Consider the following 17099-nt stretch of genomic DNA (forward strand, 5'->3'; position numbering starts at 1 on the left):
TACCCCTGCAACGCCCGCACCTTCACATCCCCTGACACCTTCGCGCGGATGGCCAATGCCGCCGCGTGGGAGCCGGACAGCGTTGTGTAATACGGGATGCGGTCGGCAAGGGCGATGGCGCGGATGGAGCGGCTGTCTTCGACCGCCGCCGTGCCTTCGGTGGAGTTCATGACGAGTGCGATTTCGCCGTCTTTCAAAAGGTCCGCCACGGTGCGGCCGCCTTCGTAGACCTTGTTCACGACCGTGGCCTCAATCCCTTGATCCTGCAGCCATTTTGCCGTGCCTTTGGTGGCACAGAGCGTCATGCCAAGGTCGCGCAGGATGGTGGCGGTTTCCAACAGTTGGTCGGTTTTGTCCGCGTCCTTGATGGACAGGAAGACGGTGCCTTTGGTGGGCAGGTCCACGCCCGCGCCCATCTGTGCCTTGAGGAAGGCGCGGTCGAAACTGCGCGCCCAGCCCATGACCTCACCTGTGGAGCGCATTTCGGGGCCGAGGATCGTGTCGACGCCGGGAAAACGGTTGAAGGGCAGGACCGCCTCTTTCACGGAGAACCACGGGGTTTTGGGGTCGGCCAGCGTGAAGGCGTCGCCCAGCGGCATGACGTCCATCGGGTCGTCAGCGGGGGCGTAGGGTTCACGCAGGGGGAAGTTCGACAGCGGCTCACCGGCCATGAGGCGGGCGGCGATGGAGGCGACGGCGCTGTCCGTGGCTTTGGCCACAAAGGGGACGGTGCGCGAGGCGCGGGGGTTGACCTCGATCAGGTAGACGTCACCGTCCTTGACCGCGAATTGGACGTTCATCAGGCCGACGACTTTCAATGCCAGCGCCAGTTCGCGGGTCTGGCGTTTGATCTCATTCACGATGTCTTCGGACAGGGTGTGGGGGGGCAGGCAGCAGGCTGAGTCGCCGGAGTGGACGCCCGCCTCTTCGATGTGCTGCATGATGCCTGCGACGTGGGTGTCGGTGCCGTCGGAGAGGCAATCGACGTCGACTTCGACCGCGCCCGAGAGGTAGCTGTCGAGGAGGACGGGGCTGTCGCCGGAGACCACGACGGCCTCAGCGATGTAGCGTTCCAGTTGCGCCATGTCGCGGACGATTTCCATGGCGCGGCCGCCCAGCACGTAGGAGGGGCGGATCACCAGTGGGAAGCCGATGTCTTTTGCGATTTCAAGGGCTTCGGCGTCGGTGGAGGCGATGCCGTTCTTGGGTTGCAGCAGGTTCAGGTCATTGACGAGCGCTTGGAACCGTTCGCGGTCCTCGGCCCAGTCGATGCTGTCGGGTGAGGTGCCAAGGATCGGGATGCCTTCGTCGGCCAGCGCTTGCGCGATCTTAAGCGGGGTCTGCCCGCCGAACTGGACGATGACGCCGTGCAGCGTGCCGTTGTCCTGTTCCACGCGCAGGATTTCCATGACGTGTTCAAAGGTCAGCGGTTCGAAATAGAGCCGGTCGGAGGTGTCGTAGTCGGTGCTGACCGTTTCGGGGTTGCAGTTGACCATGATCGTTTCATAGCCCTGATCGGTCAGGGCGAAACAGGCGTGACAGCAGCAATAATCGAACTCGATCCCCTGCCCGATGCGGTTGGGGCCGCCGCCCAGGATGACGACCTTTTTGCGGTCGGAGGGGCGGGCCTCGCATTCGACGTCGCCCATCATGGGGGCTTCGTAGGTGGAATACATGTAGGGGGTCTGGGCCTCGAATTCGGCGGCACAGGTGTCGATGCGTTTGAAGACGGCGGTGACGCCGCTGGTGTGGCGGGCCTTGCGGATGTCCTTTTCGGACTGGCCCGTGAGGGTCGCGAGGCGGGCATCGGTGAAGCCCAGCATCTTGAGCGCGCGCAGGTCTGCGGGGTCGGTCGGAAGACCGGATTCGCGGACGGCTTCTTCGGCGTCGATGATTTCGCGGAACCGGTCGAGGAACCATGGATCAAAGGAGGTGACGGCCTGAATGTCGTCGTTGGTCAGACCGTGGCGCATGGCCTGCGCGATGACGCGGATACGGTCGGGGGTTTGTTTGGCCAGCGCCTTGGTGATGGCGGCTTTGGCGGCTACGTCATCCCGGGCCTGACCCGGGATCTCTTTGCCGTCAGAGGTCCTCGGGTCAAGCCCGAGGATGACGTCGGAAGCGACACCTTCGATGACGATGTCATCGAACCCCGTCAGGCCGTTTTCCATGGAGGCCAGCGCCTTTTGCATGGATTCGTGGAAGGTGCGGCCGATGGCCATGACTTCGCCCACGGATTTCATCGCCGTTGTCAGATAGGGTTCTGATCCGGGGAATTTTTCGAAGGCAAAACGCGGGATTTTGGTGACGACGTAGTCGATGGAGGGTTCAAACGACGCAGGCGTGACACCGGTGATGTCGTTGTCGAGTTCATCCAGCGTGAAGCCCACAGCGAGTTTGGCGGCGATTTTCGCAATCGGGAAACCCGTGGCTTTGGAGGCCAGCGCGGAGGAGCGCGACACGCGGGGGTTCATTTCGATGACGACCATGCGCCCGTCGGCGGGGTTCACGGCCCATTGCACGTTGGACCCGCCGGTTTCCACGCCGATTTCGCGCAGCACGTTGATGGAGTGCGTCCGCATCAGTTGGTATTCTTTGTCCGTGAGCGTGAGCGCAGGGGCCACGGTGATGCTGTCGCCGGTGTGCACGCCCATGGGGTCCACGTTTTCGATGGAACAGACGATGATGGCGTTGTCGGCGGTGTCGCGCACGACCTCCATCTCGTATTCCTTCCAGCCCAGCAGGGACTGGTCCACAAGGATTTGCGCCATGGGGGAGGCTTCCATCCCCGTGCGGCAGAAATGTTCGTATTCTTCGCGGTTGTAGGCCACGCCACCGCCGGTGCCGCCAAGGGTAAAGGCGGGGCGGATGATGGCGGGCAGGCCGATCTCTTCCAGCGCCTCAAGGGCGATTTTCAGACCGGCGTTGATGTCGAATTTGTCGGTGACGCGGGCGGCGTCCTTGTCGATGGTGGGGGCGGTGACGATGGTGGCTTTCGGGTTTTCGATGCCCAACCGGTCCATGGCTTCGCGAAAGAGGTGCCGGTCCTCGGCCATTTCGATGGCTTCGCGTTTGGCGCCGATCATTTCAACGCCGAATTCCTCAAGCACGCCCATATCCGCCAGCGCCAGCGAGGTGTTCAGGCCGGTCTGCCCGCCCATGGTGGGCAGCAGGGCGTCGGGGCGTTCTTTTTCGATGATTTTGGCGACAGTTTCGGGTGTGATGGGTTCGATGTAGGTGGCATCGGCCAGACCGGGGTCGGTCATGATCGTGGCAGGGTTGGAATTGACCAGAATGACGCGGTAGCCTTCTTCGCGCAGGGCCTTGCAGGCTTGCGCGCCGGAATAGTCGAATTCGCAGGCCTGACCGATCACAATGGGTCCCGCGCCGATGATCATGATCGACTTGATGTCGGTTCTTTTTGGCATGGCAGCGCCCCCGCTTGGAATTTTTCAAATTGTCCGCGTTATAGGGATGGGGGGGCAGGGCGCAAGGGGGAATGGCGGCATGGGCGCGACTAATCTTCACCGGTGAGGCGCGATGCGGGGGAACCGAACCGACAGTCGGGGCGTATTGATGCATAGCTTGCCACCATCAGGAGATCGCCATGACATTCACCGCTTTGATTTTCGGGTCCATCGGGGCCATTGCCGAAACATCGGACATCCAGCGCCGCGCCTTTAACGCGGCCTTCAAGGAGGCCGGTCTGGATTGGGAATGGACAGGGTCCGCCTACAAGGAGATGTTGCAGAAACCGGGTGGTCGCAACCGTATTGCGGAGTATGCCGCATCACGCGGGCAGCAGGTTGATGCCGCCGCCCTGCACGAGGCCAAGGTCGAAACATTCGAGGCAATGGTCAAGGACGAAGGGATTGTCGCACGTCCCGGCGTGATTGAAACGATCACCGCGGCCCGTGACGCGGGGTTGAAACTGGGCTGGGCCACGTCGACCACGCCCCGCACTGTCGATCTGATGCTGGGCGGACTGTTTCCCGCGCTGCCCCGGTCCGTTTTCGATTTTATCGGCAACAGCACGATGGTCGACAACAGCAAGCCCGCCCCCGACATCTATCACCATGCGCTGGACGAACTGGGCGTTGCGGCGGATCAGGCGATTGCCGTCGAGGACACCCCCGAGGCCGCCGAAGCCGCAGTGGCGGCGGGGATTTACACGCTGGGCTATCCCAACGAGATGGCATCCGGCCGGTCGTTCCCCGCAAAGGTGCGCGTGATCGACATGCTTCGCGTTGAAGATGTGCTGGCGCAGAAATCCGCAGCCTAGGCGCGGATACCCCTTGTAAAACAGGTGGCATATGCGCCATAGCCGGTCTTTGAAACGGTGCATATGCTGCGATGCGGCAAAACCTGACAGTGGATGTGTAAACTTTAGTTGACAGTTTAAGTGTCACTTTAAGTTTGCAGTCCTGTGGTTCCCCCCTATTTTTCATAGCATTACCAACCTGTCGCCCATGGGCGACCGGACCGCATTGCTAGGTGGATATATGGCAGAACCCCTCGTCGCCCCACTGCGCCGTCCCAACCGGCCCGGATTTATGGCCCCGTTTCTTTTGCTTGAAATGGCGGCCGCGATTGAAGCTGTGCGCGGTGAGGACGATCTGGAGGTGGCGTTGAAGGACGCGCAGGTTTACCGGCTGCCCGACCCCGACGAGCCGGTGCGCGAGGACAAGGTGGCGCGGGTGCATCAGGCCGTGCGCCGGTTGTGGCCCGACCAGTCCGAAGAGATCGGGATGCGGGCGGGTGCGGGGGCTGCGCGGCGGATCATGGAAACCCAGATCACCGTCAAGGCGCAGGGAATGCTGGCCAAGATGCCGCGTGCTACGGGGGCATGGTTGCTGGCGAAGACCGCGCGGCAGAACGCGTGGACGTTTTCGGGATCGGGTGAATTTGTGGTCGAAAGCGAGACACGGTTTATCCTGCGCGAAAACCCGATCGTCCTGGGCGAGGAGGCGGAAACGACGGTCTGTCATTTCCATGCCAGCCTGTTCGAGGTGCTGTTCAGCACGCTGATCCATCCACGACTGGTCTGCAACGAGGTGTCGTGCCATGCCCAAGGTGACGAAGCCTGTGTTTTCGAATTCACCATGGCGGCGGCCTGAACGCCCGAAGACGCGCGGCGGGGCGGGATATGCGCCGTCGACAAGGGGCACACGGTCTGGTTGAATGGTCGCGGGAGCGCAGCGGAAGGAGACCGCCATGACCCGCCTGCCTCTTCTTGCCCTGACGGCTTTGCTTGCCCAGCCGGCCATTGCCGTCGCGCAATCGAGCGTGAGTGAGCTGTGCGGGTATGAAAGCGGGGCCTATAATGCCTCTGCCTTGCATGCGCAGATCGGCGGACGCTGGAACCAGTATGCCAATGGCGTCGGATTTACGCGCGGGCAGAACATCGACCCCTTCGATATCGTGATCGACCCCACCGGCAACCAGTTGTTCATGGGGATCGAGGGGTTTCAGGGCCTGCCGCTGAACCCGTTGGCACAGGCGGAACTGGCCAAGGTGCCTGTGGGGCATGGCAATATCCGTGATGCGCAGGTCAGTTTTCCCAGCGCGGAGGATCCGTCGAAGACGCTGACGATGTCGGGGGCGGATATGGCCCTGTTGGCCGGATGCGATGTGACGTCCCTGCCACGGCTGTTCTATTTCTATGACGGGGGCAATGTGTCGGCCTATGGCGTCTATACCTTCATCAACGCCAACACCGGCATCGGGATCATCGGCAACAGTGCAGGTGGCCAGCGTGTGGTGCGTTTGCTGCGCTGATCGGGGGCAACCGGCCCTGTAAAACGGGCGCTATGTGTTGACTTCTCAGGCGGCAGGGTATGTATCGGCGCGACGAGATTGCCGATGCCCGAAGGAAACGCCATGCACGCCTACCGAAGCCACACCTGCGCCGATCTGACCAAGGACAATGTCGGTGACACTGTCCGCCTGTCGGGCTGGGTCCACCGCGTGCGCGACCACGGTGGTGTGTTGTTCATCGACCTGCGCGACCACTACGGCATGACGCAGGTTCTGTGCGACCCCGACAGCCCCGTCTTTGCCGAGGTGGAAAAGGTCCGGTCCGAATGGTGCATCCGCATCGACGGCACGGTCAAGGCGCGCGACGAAGCGCTGGTGAACCCCAAGCTGCCCACCGGCGAGATTGAGGTGTTCATCCGCGACATCGAGGTGCTGGGTGCGGCCAAGGAACTGCCGCTGATGGTCTTTGGCGATCAGGAATACCCCGAGGAAACCCGCCTGAAGTACCGCTATCTGGACCTGCGCCGTGAGGCGATGCAGGACAACATGAAACTGCGGTCCGATGTTGTGGCCTCCATGCGCAAACGGATGTGGGACAAGGGGTTCCGCGAATACCAGACGCCGATCATCACCGCATCGTCCCCTGAAGGCGCGCGCGACTTTCTGGTGCCCAGCCGTCTGCATCCGGGCAAGTTTTACGCGCTGCCGCAGGCCCCGCAGCAGTTCAAACAGCTGATCATGGTGTCGGGCTACGACAAGTATTTCCAGATCGCACCCTGTTTCCGCGACGAAGACCCGCGTGCGGACCGGTCGCCCACCGATTTCTACCAGCTGGACCTTGAGATGTCCTTTGTCGAACAGCAGGACGTGTTCGACACGATCCAGCCGGTTCTGGCAGGCGTGTTCGAAGAATTCGGCAAGGGCCGCAAGGTTGACCAGACGTGGGAGCAGATCAGCTACCGTGATGCGGCCAAGTGGTATGGCACCGACAAGCCCGATTTGCGCAACCCGATCAAGATGCAGGATTGTTCCGAACATTTCCGTGGTTCCGGCTTTGCGATTTTTGCCAAGCTGCTGGAACAGGAGGGCACCGAGGTTCGCGCCATTCCCGCCCCCACAGGCGGCAGCCGCAAGTTCTGCGACCGGATGAACGCCTTTGCGCAGAAAGAGGGCCTGCCCGGCATGGGGTATATCTTCTGGCGCAAGGAAAGCCCCGACAGCATCGCGCAGGAACGTGGCATTACCGTCAAAGAGGTGAACGCGCTGATCAAATCCGGTGAGATCACTTTGGGCGAAGAGGCCGCAGGCCCGCTGGCCAAGAACATCGGCCCGGACCGCACGGAGGCCATCCGCCAACAGCTGGGCCTGGGCGTGGGCGATGCGGCGTTTTTCCTGGGCGGCAAGCCCAAGGCGTTCGAAACCGTCGCGGGCAAGGCGCGTCAGGTCATCGGGGACGAGTTGGGCCTGACCGACACGAACCGGTTTGCCTTTGCGTGGATCGTCGATTTCCCGATCTACGAACGCGATGAGGAAACCGGCAAGATTGATTTTGAACACAACCCGTTTTCCATGCCGCAAGGCGGGATGGACGCGTTGGAGGGCGACCCCGAGGACGTGCTGGGCTATCAATATGATCTGGCCTGCAACGGCTACGAACTGGTGTCCGGTGCGATCCGGAACCACCGCCCCGAGATCATGTTCAAGGCGTTTGAAATTGCGGGCTATGGCAAGGATGAGGTCGAAAAACGGTTCGGCGGGATGGTCAATGCGTTCCAATACGGCGCACCGCCCCATGGCGGCTGTGCAGCCGGTATCGACCGGATCGTGATGCTGCTGGCCGATGCGGACAACCTGCGCGACGTGATGATGTTCCCCATGAACCAGCGCGCCGAAGACCTGATGATGAACGCCCCCAGCGCGCCACAGAACGAACAGCTGCGCGAATTGCGTCTGCGGGTGCTGCCGCCCGAAGACTAGGGCAGGGCCGGCGTTTGCCCCGTCGGGGGCCGTTTTGACGGGCGGGGGAGACAATTCCCCGCCCATTTTGTTGCGAATTGAGGATATCCCTTGTCTGCACGGTCGCTGGTCCACACATTGATCCCGAGACAGGAGTGCCCTGATGACGTTTGACCCGATCCTTGCCGCCGTCCGTTTTGGCAATGGGCTGTCGCCTGATGTGACGGCCCCTGCGTCGGTTGCGGATATGCTGACGCTGCTGGCGGGGCCTGATCTGGCGGCCGCGGCCTATCCGATTGGCCTGTTTGATGACATCCGTCCGTCACAATGGGATTTCAGGCTGGTGTCTTCGGACATTCAGGCGGCCGAAACCGATGCAGACCGCGAAGCCGCCATGCAACGGCGGGCCGACATGCGGGCGGCATCGAACGAATTGTGGGCCCGCAACACCACCATGCAGCTGTCGCGCGATGTGACGACGCGCGACGGGATGCGCGAACGTCTGGTGCGGTTCTGGGCGGATCATTTCACCGCCCCGCCCACCAATGGCGCGTGGCGCTATCATGTCTACCCGATGATCGAACAGCGCATCCGTCCGCACATTGCCGGACGGTTTTCCGACATGCTGCGCGCGGCGGTGATGAACCCGCTGCTGATCCAGTATTTGAGCCAGACCCAATCTATCGGTCCGCAAAGCGAGGTTGGCCAGCGGACCGGTCGGGGCCTGAACGAGAATATGGCCCGCGAGGTTCTTGAACTGCACACTTTGGGCACCGGTGGCGGATACAGCCAGACCGATGTGCGCGAGTTTGCGGAACTTCTGACCGGTCTGACCTACAGCGCACGGCGCGGGCTGTCCTATCAGACGAACAAGGCCGAACCGGGGGCCGAGGTGGTTCTGGGCCGGTCCTATGGCGGGGGCGAGGCGTCGCTGGATCAGGTTTTGCAGGCCCTTGACGATCTGGCGCTGCATCCTGATACGGCCCGTCATCTGGCGCGCAAGCTGGCGGTGCATTTCATCGGGCCAGAGGTCGATGCGGACCTCGTGACGGGGATGGCGGCGCGGTATCTGGACAGCGGTGGCGCGTTGATGGCGCTTTACGAGGCGATGCTGGATCACCCGGCGGCGTGGGGGGCGGACTTGCGGCGGGTCAAACGCCCTGTGGATTTTGTTGCCGCGTCCTTGCGCGCCCTTGCGGTGGCGCCTGCGGAATTGAACGACTGGCCCTACCGCACCGTGGCGCGCCGGATTTTCAGGCCCCTGTCGGCCATGGGCCAGACCCTGCACCAGCCGTTGGGGCCGGACGGCTGGTCCGAGGATGATGCGGCGTGGATCACGCCGCAGGGCATGGCCGGACGGATCACATGGGCCATGCAGATGCCCGAACGGATGCTGGACCGGCTGCCCGACCCGCGCGATTTTGTCTTTCACGCCCTTGGCCCCACCCCGCCCGAGGCGGTGGTCTTTGCCGCCCATGCCGCCGAAACCGTGCCGGACGGGATCGGGCTGGTGCTGGCCTCATCGGCCTTTCAAAGGAGATAATGATGGATCGCAGACGCTTTTTGACGGGTGCGACCGCCCTTGGATGTTCGGCTGCGGCCTCTCCCTGGATCACGCCGGTGGCGATGGCGGCGGCCCCGTGGGACACGCGGCTGGTTGTCATCATCCTGCGCGGGGGGGTGGACGGGCTGGATGTGATCCAGCCTTACGGCGATCCGCATCTGGCGGCCTTGCGGCCCGGTCTGCCGGTGGGCGAGGCCGGTGGCGCGTTTGATCTGGACGGGTTTTACGGGCTGAACCCCGCGTTCGGCGCCCTGAAGCCGCTCTATGATGCGGGTGAATTCGGGGCGGTGCACGCGGTGTCGACGCCCTATCGCAGCATGCGCAGCCATTTCGACGGGCAGGACATCCTTGAAGCCGGTTTGCCCGGTCTGACGGGCGGGGGGTTGCGCGACGGCTGGCTGAACCGGCTTTTGCAAACCACACCGGGGCTGGAGCCGGAGATTGCCTATGCCATCGGGCCGGAACAGATGCTTGTCCTGTCCGGTGAGGCCCGCGCCGCGCGCTGGTCGCCCGATGCGGAACTGCGGATATCGGCCAATGCGCGGGCGCTGTTGAATGTGGTCCATCACGATGATCCGCTGTTTCGGGATGCGTCCGAAGACGCCATCGAGATCGTGGAGCAGATCGCCGCCGAAGCCGCCGCCGCCGAGGCTGCGGCCACGGGCGATGGCGGGGAGGATGGCGCCGAGATGATGATGATGGCGGGGTCCACAAGCCGCACGAGCGACACGACCGCCCTGGCGCGGTTCGCCGCATCGCGGCTGCGGCGGGATACGCGGATTGCGTCTTTTTCGGTCAATGGCTGGGACACCCATTCGCGGCAGGGCCGTATCATGGGACGCCGCGGGCAGGCTTTGGCGGATGTTTTGCTGACGTTGAAGGCCGATCTGGGCCCTGTCTGGGACAAGACGGCGGTGCTGTGCATGACGGAATTCGGGCGCACGGCTGCGGAAAACGGCAGCGGCGGGACGGATCACGGCACGGGGGGCGCGCTGTTTTATGCAGGCGGCGCATTGCGCGGCGGGCAGGTGATGGGCGACTGGCCGGGCCTTGGGCCGGGCGATCTGTTCGAAGGGCGCGACCTGCTGCCCACCCGCGATGTGCGCGCCTATGCGGCCTGGGCCATGCGCGGGTTGATCGGGCTTGAGACGCGCGTTCTGGAACGTGACATCTTTCCCGGGCTGGACATGGGGGCCGCGCCGCGACTGGTGCTTTAGACCCCTGTAGAGGGTTCGATCTGTTCGATCACGGCATTGGTGTCATCGGCCAGATCCTGCGCCGGAGCACCCACCGTGGCCATGACAGCTGCACCCAGCAAAACCAGACCGGCGGTCAGAACCATCCAGTCGATGGTGGTGTTGCCGTCTTCTTCTGTCCAGAATCGTTTAACGAATTTTTCCATGGCTGAAATCCTTGTGCCGGGTAACTTTACAGGGTTTGTATGGTGTCGAATTGGGGCGGTATTTTGCCGGAGCCGCGGCAAAGGTCGGGGCATTTGGGGGTTTGTTGATGAAGCCTGATGCGCGGCCTGTGGGGCCAAAGGTGGAGTTCGCGGGGGCGGCGTGGCCGGAAAACGCGCCGTTTGACGGGCGGTTTGCGCGGCTTGAGCCGATGGTGCCTGCCCATCATGGCCCCGCGATTTGGGAGCATGTGAAGGACCACCCCCAAGTTTGGGATTACCTTTACGAAGCGCCGCCCGCCGACGAAGCGGCGTTTGTCGAGACCCTGACCGTATCCTGTGCCAAGGACGGCTGGTTCGGCTATGCGGTCTGCCTGCCCGATGCGGGGCCGGTGGGATATGCGTTCTACCTCAACACCGTGCCGGCCATGGGCACGATTGAAGTCGGCAATATCAATTTTCCGCCCCGTCTGCAGCGCACACCTGCGGCGACCGAGGCGATGTATCTGATGATGCGCGCGGCCTTCGAGGGGGGCTACCGGCGCTATGAGTGGAAATGCAACGCGTTGAACCTGCCGTCACGCCGCGCGGCACAACGCCTCGGGTTTTCGTACGAAGGCGTCTTTCGCCAGCATCTGATCGTCAAGGGCCGCAACCGTGATACGGCGTGGTTTGCCATGACCGACAGCGACTGGCCCGCCCTGGATGCCGCGTTTCAGGCCTGGTTCGACCCCGGTAATTTTGACGCGCAGGGGCGGCAGCACCGGTCCCTGTCGGCGCTGACCGCGCCGCACCGCGTGGCCGACGATCCGCGCCTGTAGCCGCATCCTGCCGCGATGTCCTACAGGGCTGCGGTGCGGGCGATGCGGTCATGAACCATGGCCGCGATGCGCGCGACCTGACCCTGCACCGCGTTGCCATTTGTCTGCAAGGTGGCCAGTGTGCGCGTTTCAGCCTCAAGATTGGTGTCGCCCGCGCTGCGGGCGATCCCGCCCAGAAACTGCGTCAGATACCGCAAGGTCCGCGCATCTGTGGGGTCTTCCAACGCGACGGCGGCGGCGGCCAGATCGTCGCGCAAGGCGACCTCATCGGGGATGACGGTTTCATCCGACATGACGCGCAGGCCCTTTGGCTGACGGTCCGCCGGCAGATGTTCGAGGATTTTGGACTGGAAGAACCCGATGCTGCTGATGGGTTTTTCAAGGAAGCCGTCTGCCCCCGCCTTGAGCGCCTGAGCCTCCCCGTCGGGATCGCCGGAGGTGCCAAGCACCACGTCGACACGCGGGCGGGCCTGCGTCAGATCGCGGATCAGGTCCACGCCCGACCCGTCGGGCAGGCCGATGTCCACAACCACCACCGACGGGCGGTAGACCGCGAGATGGCGCTGGGCGCTGAACAGGCTGTCCGCCCGTCTGATCCGCGCACCGGAGCGCAGGCACAAAAGGCGCATCGCCTCGGACGCGAAGCGGCTGTCTTCGACGACAAGCACGGTCAGACCCAGAAGCGGGCGGTTGGCTGTCGGCGGGCGGGTTTGCATAAAGTCGTCAAGGCTGTCCATGATCATCCCCCAGGGGTTTGCTGCATGCGACTCACTAGACAGCATTGTAGTGAATCTTCGGTTAACGACGATCACGCCTGTGCGTGCCGCCACGTTTGGGGGGGCTGCGACAGGCTGGTCGTTGCGCCGGATCGTGAGGTGGTCGATAACGGGGGCAAATCGTTAAAGGAGATCCGGACATGATCGGACGTCTGAACCATGTGGCCATTGCCGTGCCCGACCTTGAGGCCGCCTGCGCCCAGTACCGCGGGGCGCTGGGCGCCACGGTTGGCGCGCCGCAGGATGAACCTGATCACGGGGTGACGGTGGTGTTCATCGAGCTGCCCAACACCAAGATCGAGTTTTTGTACCCGCTGGGCGAGGACAGCCCGATCAAGGGGTTTCTGGAGAAGAATCCCGCAGGCGGGATTCATCACATCTGTTACGAGGTGGCGGATATTCTGGCCGCGCGGGACAAACTGCAGGCCGAGGGCGCGCGGGTGCTGGGCACCGGCGAGCCGAAGATCGGCGCGCACGGAAAGCCGGTGTTGTTTTTGCACCCCAAAGATTTCAACGGCTGCTTGATTGAGCTGGAAGAAGTCTAAGTTCTGAGGGGTATTTGGTGCGGACCGACCCTCCGGGGGGAGTTTTTCGGGCCAGATGAAGACAGGGCGGTGCGTTTTGCCACAGGCGGGGCGCGTTAAGGTTCATTCAGGAGGGTCAAGCGATGGGGATTACGTCAGCGATTGTGCTGTTTGCGGTGGTCTGGTTCATGACGTTTTTCATCGTCCTGCCGTTGCGGCTGACCACCCAAGGGGAAGACGGCAGTGTGGTGCCCGGCACCCACAAATCCGCGCCTGCGGATGCGCAGATCGGGCGCAAGGCGCGGATCACGACCTATTGGGCGGTGCCCATCTGGGCGGTGCTGGCGGTGGTGATCCTGTCGGGTTGGATATCGGTGCGCGACATCGACTGGTTTGACCGGATGTCGACACCGCAGGGGGCTGTGTCTACGTCCTGACCGCGATGCGGTGGTAGAGGTGTGTGAATGTGGCGGCCCCCAGGATTGGGACCAGCAGATTGAGCACCGGAATGGTCAGCGGGATCGCCATCAGGGTGCCTGCGAACCAGATTTCCCCCATGTGGCGACGCCGCAGGGCCTTGGCCTGCACACGGCCTTCGCGGCGCAGGGCGGCGACGGTGAAGTATTCGCGCCCCAGCAGAAACCCGTTGATAAGATAGAACACCAGCGGGGCCGCAAACCAGTAGAGCGGCAGGAACAGCAGCGCCACAAGGTTCACACCGATCAGAAGCCCCAGAAACGACAGCGTGTCGCGGATGGCGTCCCCCCAGCTGACGCGCGGGGCGGGGGGCAGGTGGGGATAGTGGCGGACTTCGACCGCGTCTGCCACGTCCTCGAGGAACAGGGATGTGATGGCCGAGGCCACGGGGATCATCAGGAAAATCGACAGAACCAGCATCAGCACGATGCTGCCCCAGCTGAGCAATCCGCCGACAAAGGCGTTCGGCCCCAGAAACGGCAGATCAAAGGAGGCGGGGTCGATCCAAGTCAGCAGGCCCAGAAACGCCGCATAGGCGGCCACAAGCAAGGCCAACGTCAGGCCGATCCCCAAAAACAGCACGCGGCGAAACCGCGGGTCCCCGATCTGGCCGATGGCCTTGGCGATGTCCGAAAAGATCATTCCGCGACCCATGTGGTTTTTTGCGCCAGATCGGGGCGCGGGCGTTCGGGCGGGGCGTTTGTTTCAGTGCCGATGTGGATCAATCCCGCGATGCGTTCATGGGCGGCGAGGCCGAGATTTTCCGTCACGAATGTCCGGTCATGGGAGGCCCAGCCGCTCAGCCAGTTGGCCCCCCAGCCCGCCGCCAGCGCGGCGTTGAGCAGTGACAAACAGACAGCACCCGCCGAATAGGTCTGTTCAATCGCGGGAATTTTTGCGGAGGCCACAGGGCTTTCGACCACGGCCACAGCAAGGTCCGCATCGGCATATTGCGACACCGCCTTGGGCAATGTGTCGGGGTCAATGTTCAGCGCTGCGGCGCGGGCGGGGATGGCCTGTGCCAGCCGTGTCAGCGCCTGCTTTTCCAGCACGATAAACCGCCACGGTTCCAGTTTGCCATGATCCGGCGTGCGCGCGGCGGCGGTCAGGATTTGTTCAAGCGCCGCGCGGTCCGGCACCGGCGCGCGCAGGGTCTTGGCAGGCCGCGACCGGCGGGTGAGCAGGAAATCGAGGGCGGCTTGATTGCGGTCTGGCATGCGTTGGGTCCTTTGCGTCTGGCCCCCGACATAAGAGGTCGCCCCCCCGGTTTCCAGAGTGTCAGGGCGTGCCAAAGAAGGCGATCAGCGCAGCGGCCGTGTCCTCGGGGCGTTCTTCGGGCAGGAAATGACCGCCGGGGACAGCGTGTCCCTGCACCCGAGCGGCCTTGGCGCGCCAGACGTCCAAGACGTCATAGAGCCGCCCCACAAGGCCGTCTTGCCCCCACAGCACCAACAGCGGGCAGGTGATGCGTGCGGTTGCATCATCCGCATCATGGGCCAGATCAATCGTGGCGGAGGCGCGGTAATCTTCGCAGGTGGCGGCGATGCAGGCGGGATCTTCGAAGGCTTCGATGTATTCTGTCACGGCGCGAGGGTCGTAGACCTCCATCCCGCTTTTGCCCCAGGCGCCCAGTTTTGTGCGCAGATAGAATGCAGGGTCCGCCGCAATCAGGGTTTCGGGCAGGGGGGCAGGTTGGATCAGGAAGAACCAGTGGTAATAGCCTGTGGCAAAGTCGCGATCCGTGCGGGCGTACATGGTGGCCGTTGGTGCGATATCCAGAACAGCGCCTTTGCGCACCCGCGCGGGGTGATCCAGCATCAACCGATGCGCCACACGCCCGCCGCGATCGTGGCCTGCCAGATAGAATGTGTCATGTCCCAGCAGGGTCATCAGATCGCTGATGTCCTCGGCCATCTGGCGTTTGGAATAGGGGGAATGGTCGGAGCGGCTGGCCGGTTTGTCCGACCCGCCGTAGCCGCGCAGATCGGGCAGGATCACGCGGAAGCCTGCCGCGATGATGCGGGGCGCGACGCGGTGCCAACAGGCCGAGGTTTGGGGATACCCGTGCAGCAGAACAACGGCGGGGCCCTGACCCGCCTGCCGCACCCGCAAGGCAATGCCGGACGGCAGAGTGATGCGCGTATCTTCGAACCCTGCAAAGAGAGGGGCGGTCACAACGCCGCCCGCATGGCATCAATCTGGGTCTGCACGAAGGCATCAAAGGCCGGCCCCGGCTGGCGCAGGGGGAAGACCTCGCCAAAGGGGTCGGGGGCGGTGATGGCGCTGCCGGACATGTGTTGCAAAACATGGTGGCCGCAAAAGGGGACGTAAACCTCGGAATAGCCGCCCTCATGGGCCATCATCAGCCGCCCGTCACACAGATCATCGGCGAGCGTCATGACCTGCTGCGTCATCACCTGAAACGTTTCCGCCGTGGCCAACATGCGGCCCAGCGGGTCAATGGCGGCGGCGTCAAACCCGCAGGCGATGACGATGACATCGGGGGCAAAGGCGCTGATCTGATCTGCCACGATCTGGTCCATGACCGCCAGATAGCCTGCGTGGCCGACACCCGCAGGCAACGGAATATTAAGGTTAACGCCCTCACCGGCGCCGGTGCCGCGATCGGCGAAGGCGCCTGTGTCCATGGGGTAATTGCGGTCCTGATGGATCGAAATGGTCAGGACATCGGGGTCTTCGTAGAAAATCGCCTCGGTCCCGTTGCCGTGATGTACGTCCCAATCCAGCACCACAATGCGGTCTGCCAGCCCTTTGGCCCGCGCAGCCTTAATCGCGATCGCCAGATTGGCCATCAGACAAAATCCGTTGGGATAGTCGGGCAGACAATGATGGCCGGGCGGGCGGCTCAGCGCATAGGCGTTGCGCAGTTCGCCGCGCAACACGGCCTCCAACGCAGCGACGGACAAGCCCGCCGATAGGGCCGCCAGTTCATAGCCGCCGGGGCCAAAGGGCGTGCGGCGGCCCATTTCGCCCCCGCCTGCGTCCGACATCGCCTTGAACGCATCGAGATAAGACGCCGGATGCACCCGCAACAAATCCTCGCGCGCAGCCTCATCCCCGCCCCGCATATCCAGATCCTGCGCCAAGCCGGTCACGTCGATCAGGTTCTTCAAACGGCGCTTGCTTTCGGGGCTTTCAGGCAGGCCGCCATCCATCGGCTGCACCAATCCGCCCACTGGCAACATGCCGGCGTAATTGCCGCCGCCGTGCCAAAAGCACCTCTCGTCAAAGAAAAACCCCGTGGTCATGGGCGCGCCTTTCGGTTCTCTGGTTCAAAAATACCTGAAATCAGGTCTCTCCCCCCTCGCGGCGCAGCCGGTAGGATCCTTCGGGCAGGTCGAGTGCCATCGACAGATCGCGCAGCTGGCTCATGGACAGGGTGACGGTCAGGGGCATGTCCGTGCGGGGATCGACCTGGGTGACGGTGACGCAGTCTTCAAAGGCGTTGATGATGACGTCTTCCCTGAGGGGGGCGTCATCCTCGCCCTCGTCAACCAATGTCACCACGGTCGCGTCAAAATCATGTTCGATGGTAAACATCCACGCCCCTTTCGTTTGCATCCAGCTTGCGGGGGGCGCGGCGCGGCGTCAACCGTACAGGTCGTCTGACAATCCTGTGAAGGCGGCCGCCCCAGGGCGGGCATCCCTTGTCACGGGGCTGGCTGGCCGGAACCGGCGCGCTATATGTGGGCAAGATCGAACGCAGGACCTTTATCATGAAGCAGTTTATTGCAGCCACCCTGACCTGTTTGGGCCTTGCCGCCTGTGAGGTGGTGCCCGTGGCCCTTCCCGCCCCGCAACCCG

At 63.3% G+C, this 17099-nt stretch carries 17 protein-coding genes; 9 read left to right on the forward strand and 8 right to left on the reverse strand.

Translation table 11 applies throughout. From position 1 onward, the window contains the following. A partial coding sequence (gene carB, locus QZ653_RS13130) for a carbamoyl-phosphate synthase large subunit (RefSeq protein ID WP_296420635.1) occupies positions 1 to 3428 on the reverse strand: 3428 nt, incomplete at its 3' end. A gap of 179 nt (positions 3429 to 3607) precedes the next feature. Between carB and QZ653_RS13135 the strand changes: the two genes are divergently transcribed. The 6 genes from QZ653_RS13135 (at position 3608) to QZ653_RS13160 (ending at position 10494) form a co-directional block, all read left to right on the forward strand. Beyond that, entirely contained in the window at positions 3608 to 4282 is a 675-nt protein-coding gene (locus QZ653_RS13135; protein ID WP_296420638.1) for an HAD family hydrolase, read from the forward strand. Positions 4283 to 4469: 187 nt separating this feature from the next. Then, positions 4470 to 5117: a bacteriochlorophyll 4-vinyl reductase gene (gene bchJ, locus QZ653_RS13140; RefSeq protein WP_296420641.1), complete on the forward strand. Its 648-nt coding sequence runs from the start codon at positions 4470 to 4472 to the stop codon at positions 5115 to 5117. 97 nt (positions 5118 to 5214) lie between these two features. Beyond that, complete coding sequence (locus QZ653_RS13145; RefSeq protein WP_296420642.1) at positions 5215 to 5778, forward strand: hypothetical protein; 564 nt, start codon at positions 5215 to 5217, stop codon at positions 5776 to 5778. Between the two features lie 102 nt (positions 5779 to 5880). Further along, positions 5881 to 7734 (forward strand): aspartate--tRNA ligase, encoded by a 1854-nt coding sequence (gene aspS, locus QZ653_RS13150; RefSeq protein ID WP_296420643.1) that lies wholly within the window; start codon positions 5881 to 5883, stop codon positions 7732 to 7734. Positions 7735 to 7876: 142 nt separating this feature from the next. Then, positions 7877 to 9256: a DUF1800 domain-containing protein gene (locus QZ653_RS13155; RefSeq protein ID WP_296420645.1), complete on the forward strand. Its 1380-nt coding sequence runs from the start codon at positions 7877 to 7879 to the stop codon at positions 9254 to 9256. Positions 9257 to 9258: 2 nt separating this feature from the next. Next, a complete protein-coding gene (locus QZ653_RS13160; RefSeq protein ID WP_296420647.1) occupies positions 9259 to 10494 on the forward strand; it encodes a DUF1501 domain-containing protein in 1236 nt (411 codons plus the stop codon). On the opposite strand, the gene QZ653_RS13165 is transcribed toward QZ653_RS13160, so the two are convergent. Beyond that, entirely contained in the window at positions 10491 to 10679 is a 189-nt protein-coding gene (locus QZ653_RS13165; protein ID WP_296420649.1) for a Flp family type IVb pilin, read from the reverse strand. The two genes, QZ653_RS13160 and QZ653_RS13165, sit on opposite strands and share 4 nt — an antisense overlap. Positions 10680 to 10786: 107 nt before the next feature. On the opposite strand from QZ653_RS13165, the gene QZ653_RS13170 reads away from it, so the two are divergent. After that, entirely contained in the window at positions 10787 to 11497 is a 711-nt protein-coding gene (locus QZ653_RS13170; RefSeq protein ID WP_296420651.1) for a GNAT family N-acetyltransferase, read from the forward strand. 20 nt (positions 11498 to 11517) lie between these two features. Here QZ653_RS13170 and QZ653_RS13175 read toward each other — a convergent pair whose 3' ends face one another. After that, positions 11518 to 12234 carry a response regulator gene (locus tag QZ653_RS13175; RefSeq protein ID WP_296420653.1) on the reverse strand — a complete coding sequence of 239 codons (717 nt, stop codon included), beginning with the start codon at positions 12232 to 12234 and terminating at the stop codon, positions 11518 to 11520. Positions 12235 to 12413: 179 nt separating this feature from the next. Here QZ653_RS13175 and mce point away from each other — a divergent pair, with 179 nt between their 5' ends. Both mce and QZ653_RS13185 read left to right on the forward strand, forming a co-directional pair. Continuing rightward, positions 12414 to 12818: a methylmalonyl-CoA epimerase gene (gene mce, locus QZ653_RS13180; RefSeq protein ID WP_296420655.1), complete on the forward strand. Its 405-nt coding sequence runs from the start codon at positions 12414 to 12416 to the stop codon at positions 12816 to 12818. 122 nt (positions 12819 to 12940) lie between these two features. Then, a complete protein-coding gene (locus tag QZ653_RS13185) occupies positions 12941 to 13234 on the forward strand; it encodes a DUF1467 family protein (protein ID WP_296420656.1) in 294 nt (97 codons plus the stop codon). Here QZ653_RS13185 and QZ653_RS13190 read toward each other — a convergent pair. From QZ653_RS13190 to QZ653_RS13210, 5 genes are all read right to left on the reverse strand, one after another. Then, positions 13224 to 13916 (reverse strand): EI24 domain-containing protein, encoded by a 693-nt coding sequence (locus QZ653_RS13190; RefSeq protein ID WP_296420658.1) that lies wholly within the window; start codon positions 13914 to 13916, stop codon positions 13224 to 13226. The genes QZ653_RS13185 and QZ653_RS13190 overlap by 11 nt on opposite strands. After that, positions 13913 to 14491, reverse strand: coding sequence for a nitroreductase family protein (locus QZ653_RS13195; RefSeq protein ID WP_296420660.1), 579 nt, complete (start codon positions 14489 to 14491; stop codon positions 13913 to 13915). The genes QZ653_RS13190 and QZ653_RS13195 overlap by 4 nt, the downstream gene beginning before the upstream one ends. A 61-nt stretch (positions 14492 to 14552) precedes the next feature. After that, the gene (locus QZ653_RS13200) at positions 14553 to 15449 is read right to left on the reverse strand and encodes an alpha/beta fold hydrolase (RefSeq protein ID WP_296420661.1); all 897 of its coding nucleotides are present in this window, start codon (positions 15447 to 15449) and stop codon (positions 14553 to 14555) included. Then, positions 15446 to 16543 carry a class II histone deacetylase gene (locus QZ653_RS13205; protein WP_296420663.1) on the reverse strand — a complete coding sequence of 366 codons (1098 nt, stop codon included), beginning with the start codon at positions 16541 to 16543 and terminating at the stop codon, positions 15446 to 15448. Before QZ653_RS13205 ends, QZ653_RS13200 begins: the two co-directional genes overlap by 4 nt. 40 nt (positions 16544 to 16583) lie before the next feature. Next, positions 16584 to 16835: a hypothetical protein gene (locus QZ653_RS13210; protein WP_296420665.1), complete on the reverse strand. Its 252-nt coding sequence runs from the start codon at positions 16833 to 16835 to the stop codon at positions 16584 to 16586. Positions 16836 to 17099 lie beyond the last annotated feature (264 nt).

Source organism: Pseudooctadecabacter sp. (assembly GCF_020627745.1).
Classification (GTDB): domain Bacteria; phylum Pseudomonadota; class Alphaproteobacteria; order Rhodobacterales; family Rhodobacteraceae; genus Octadecabacter.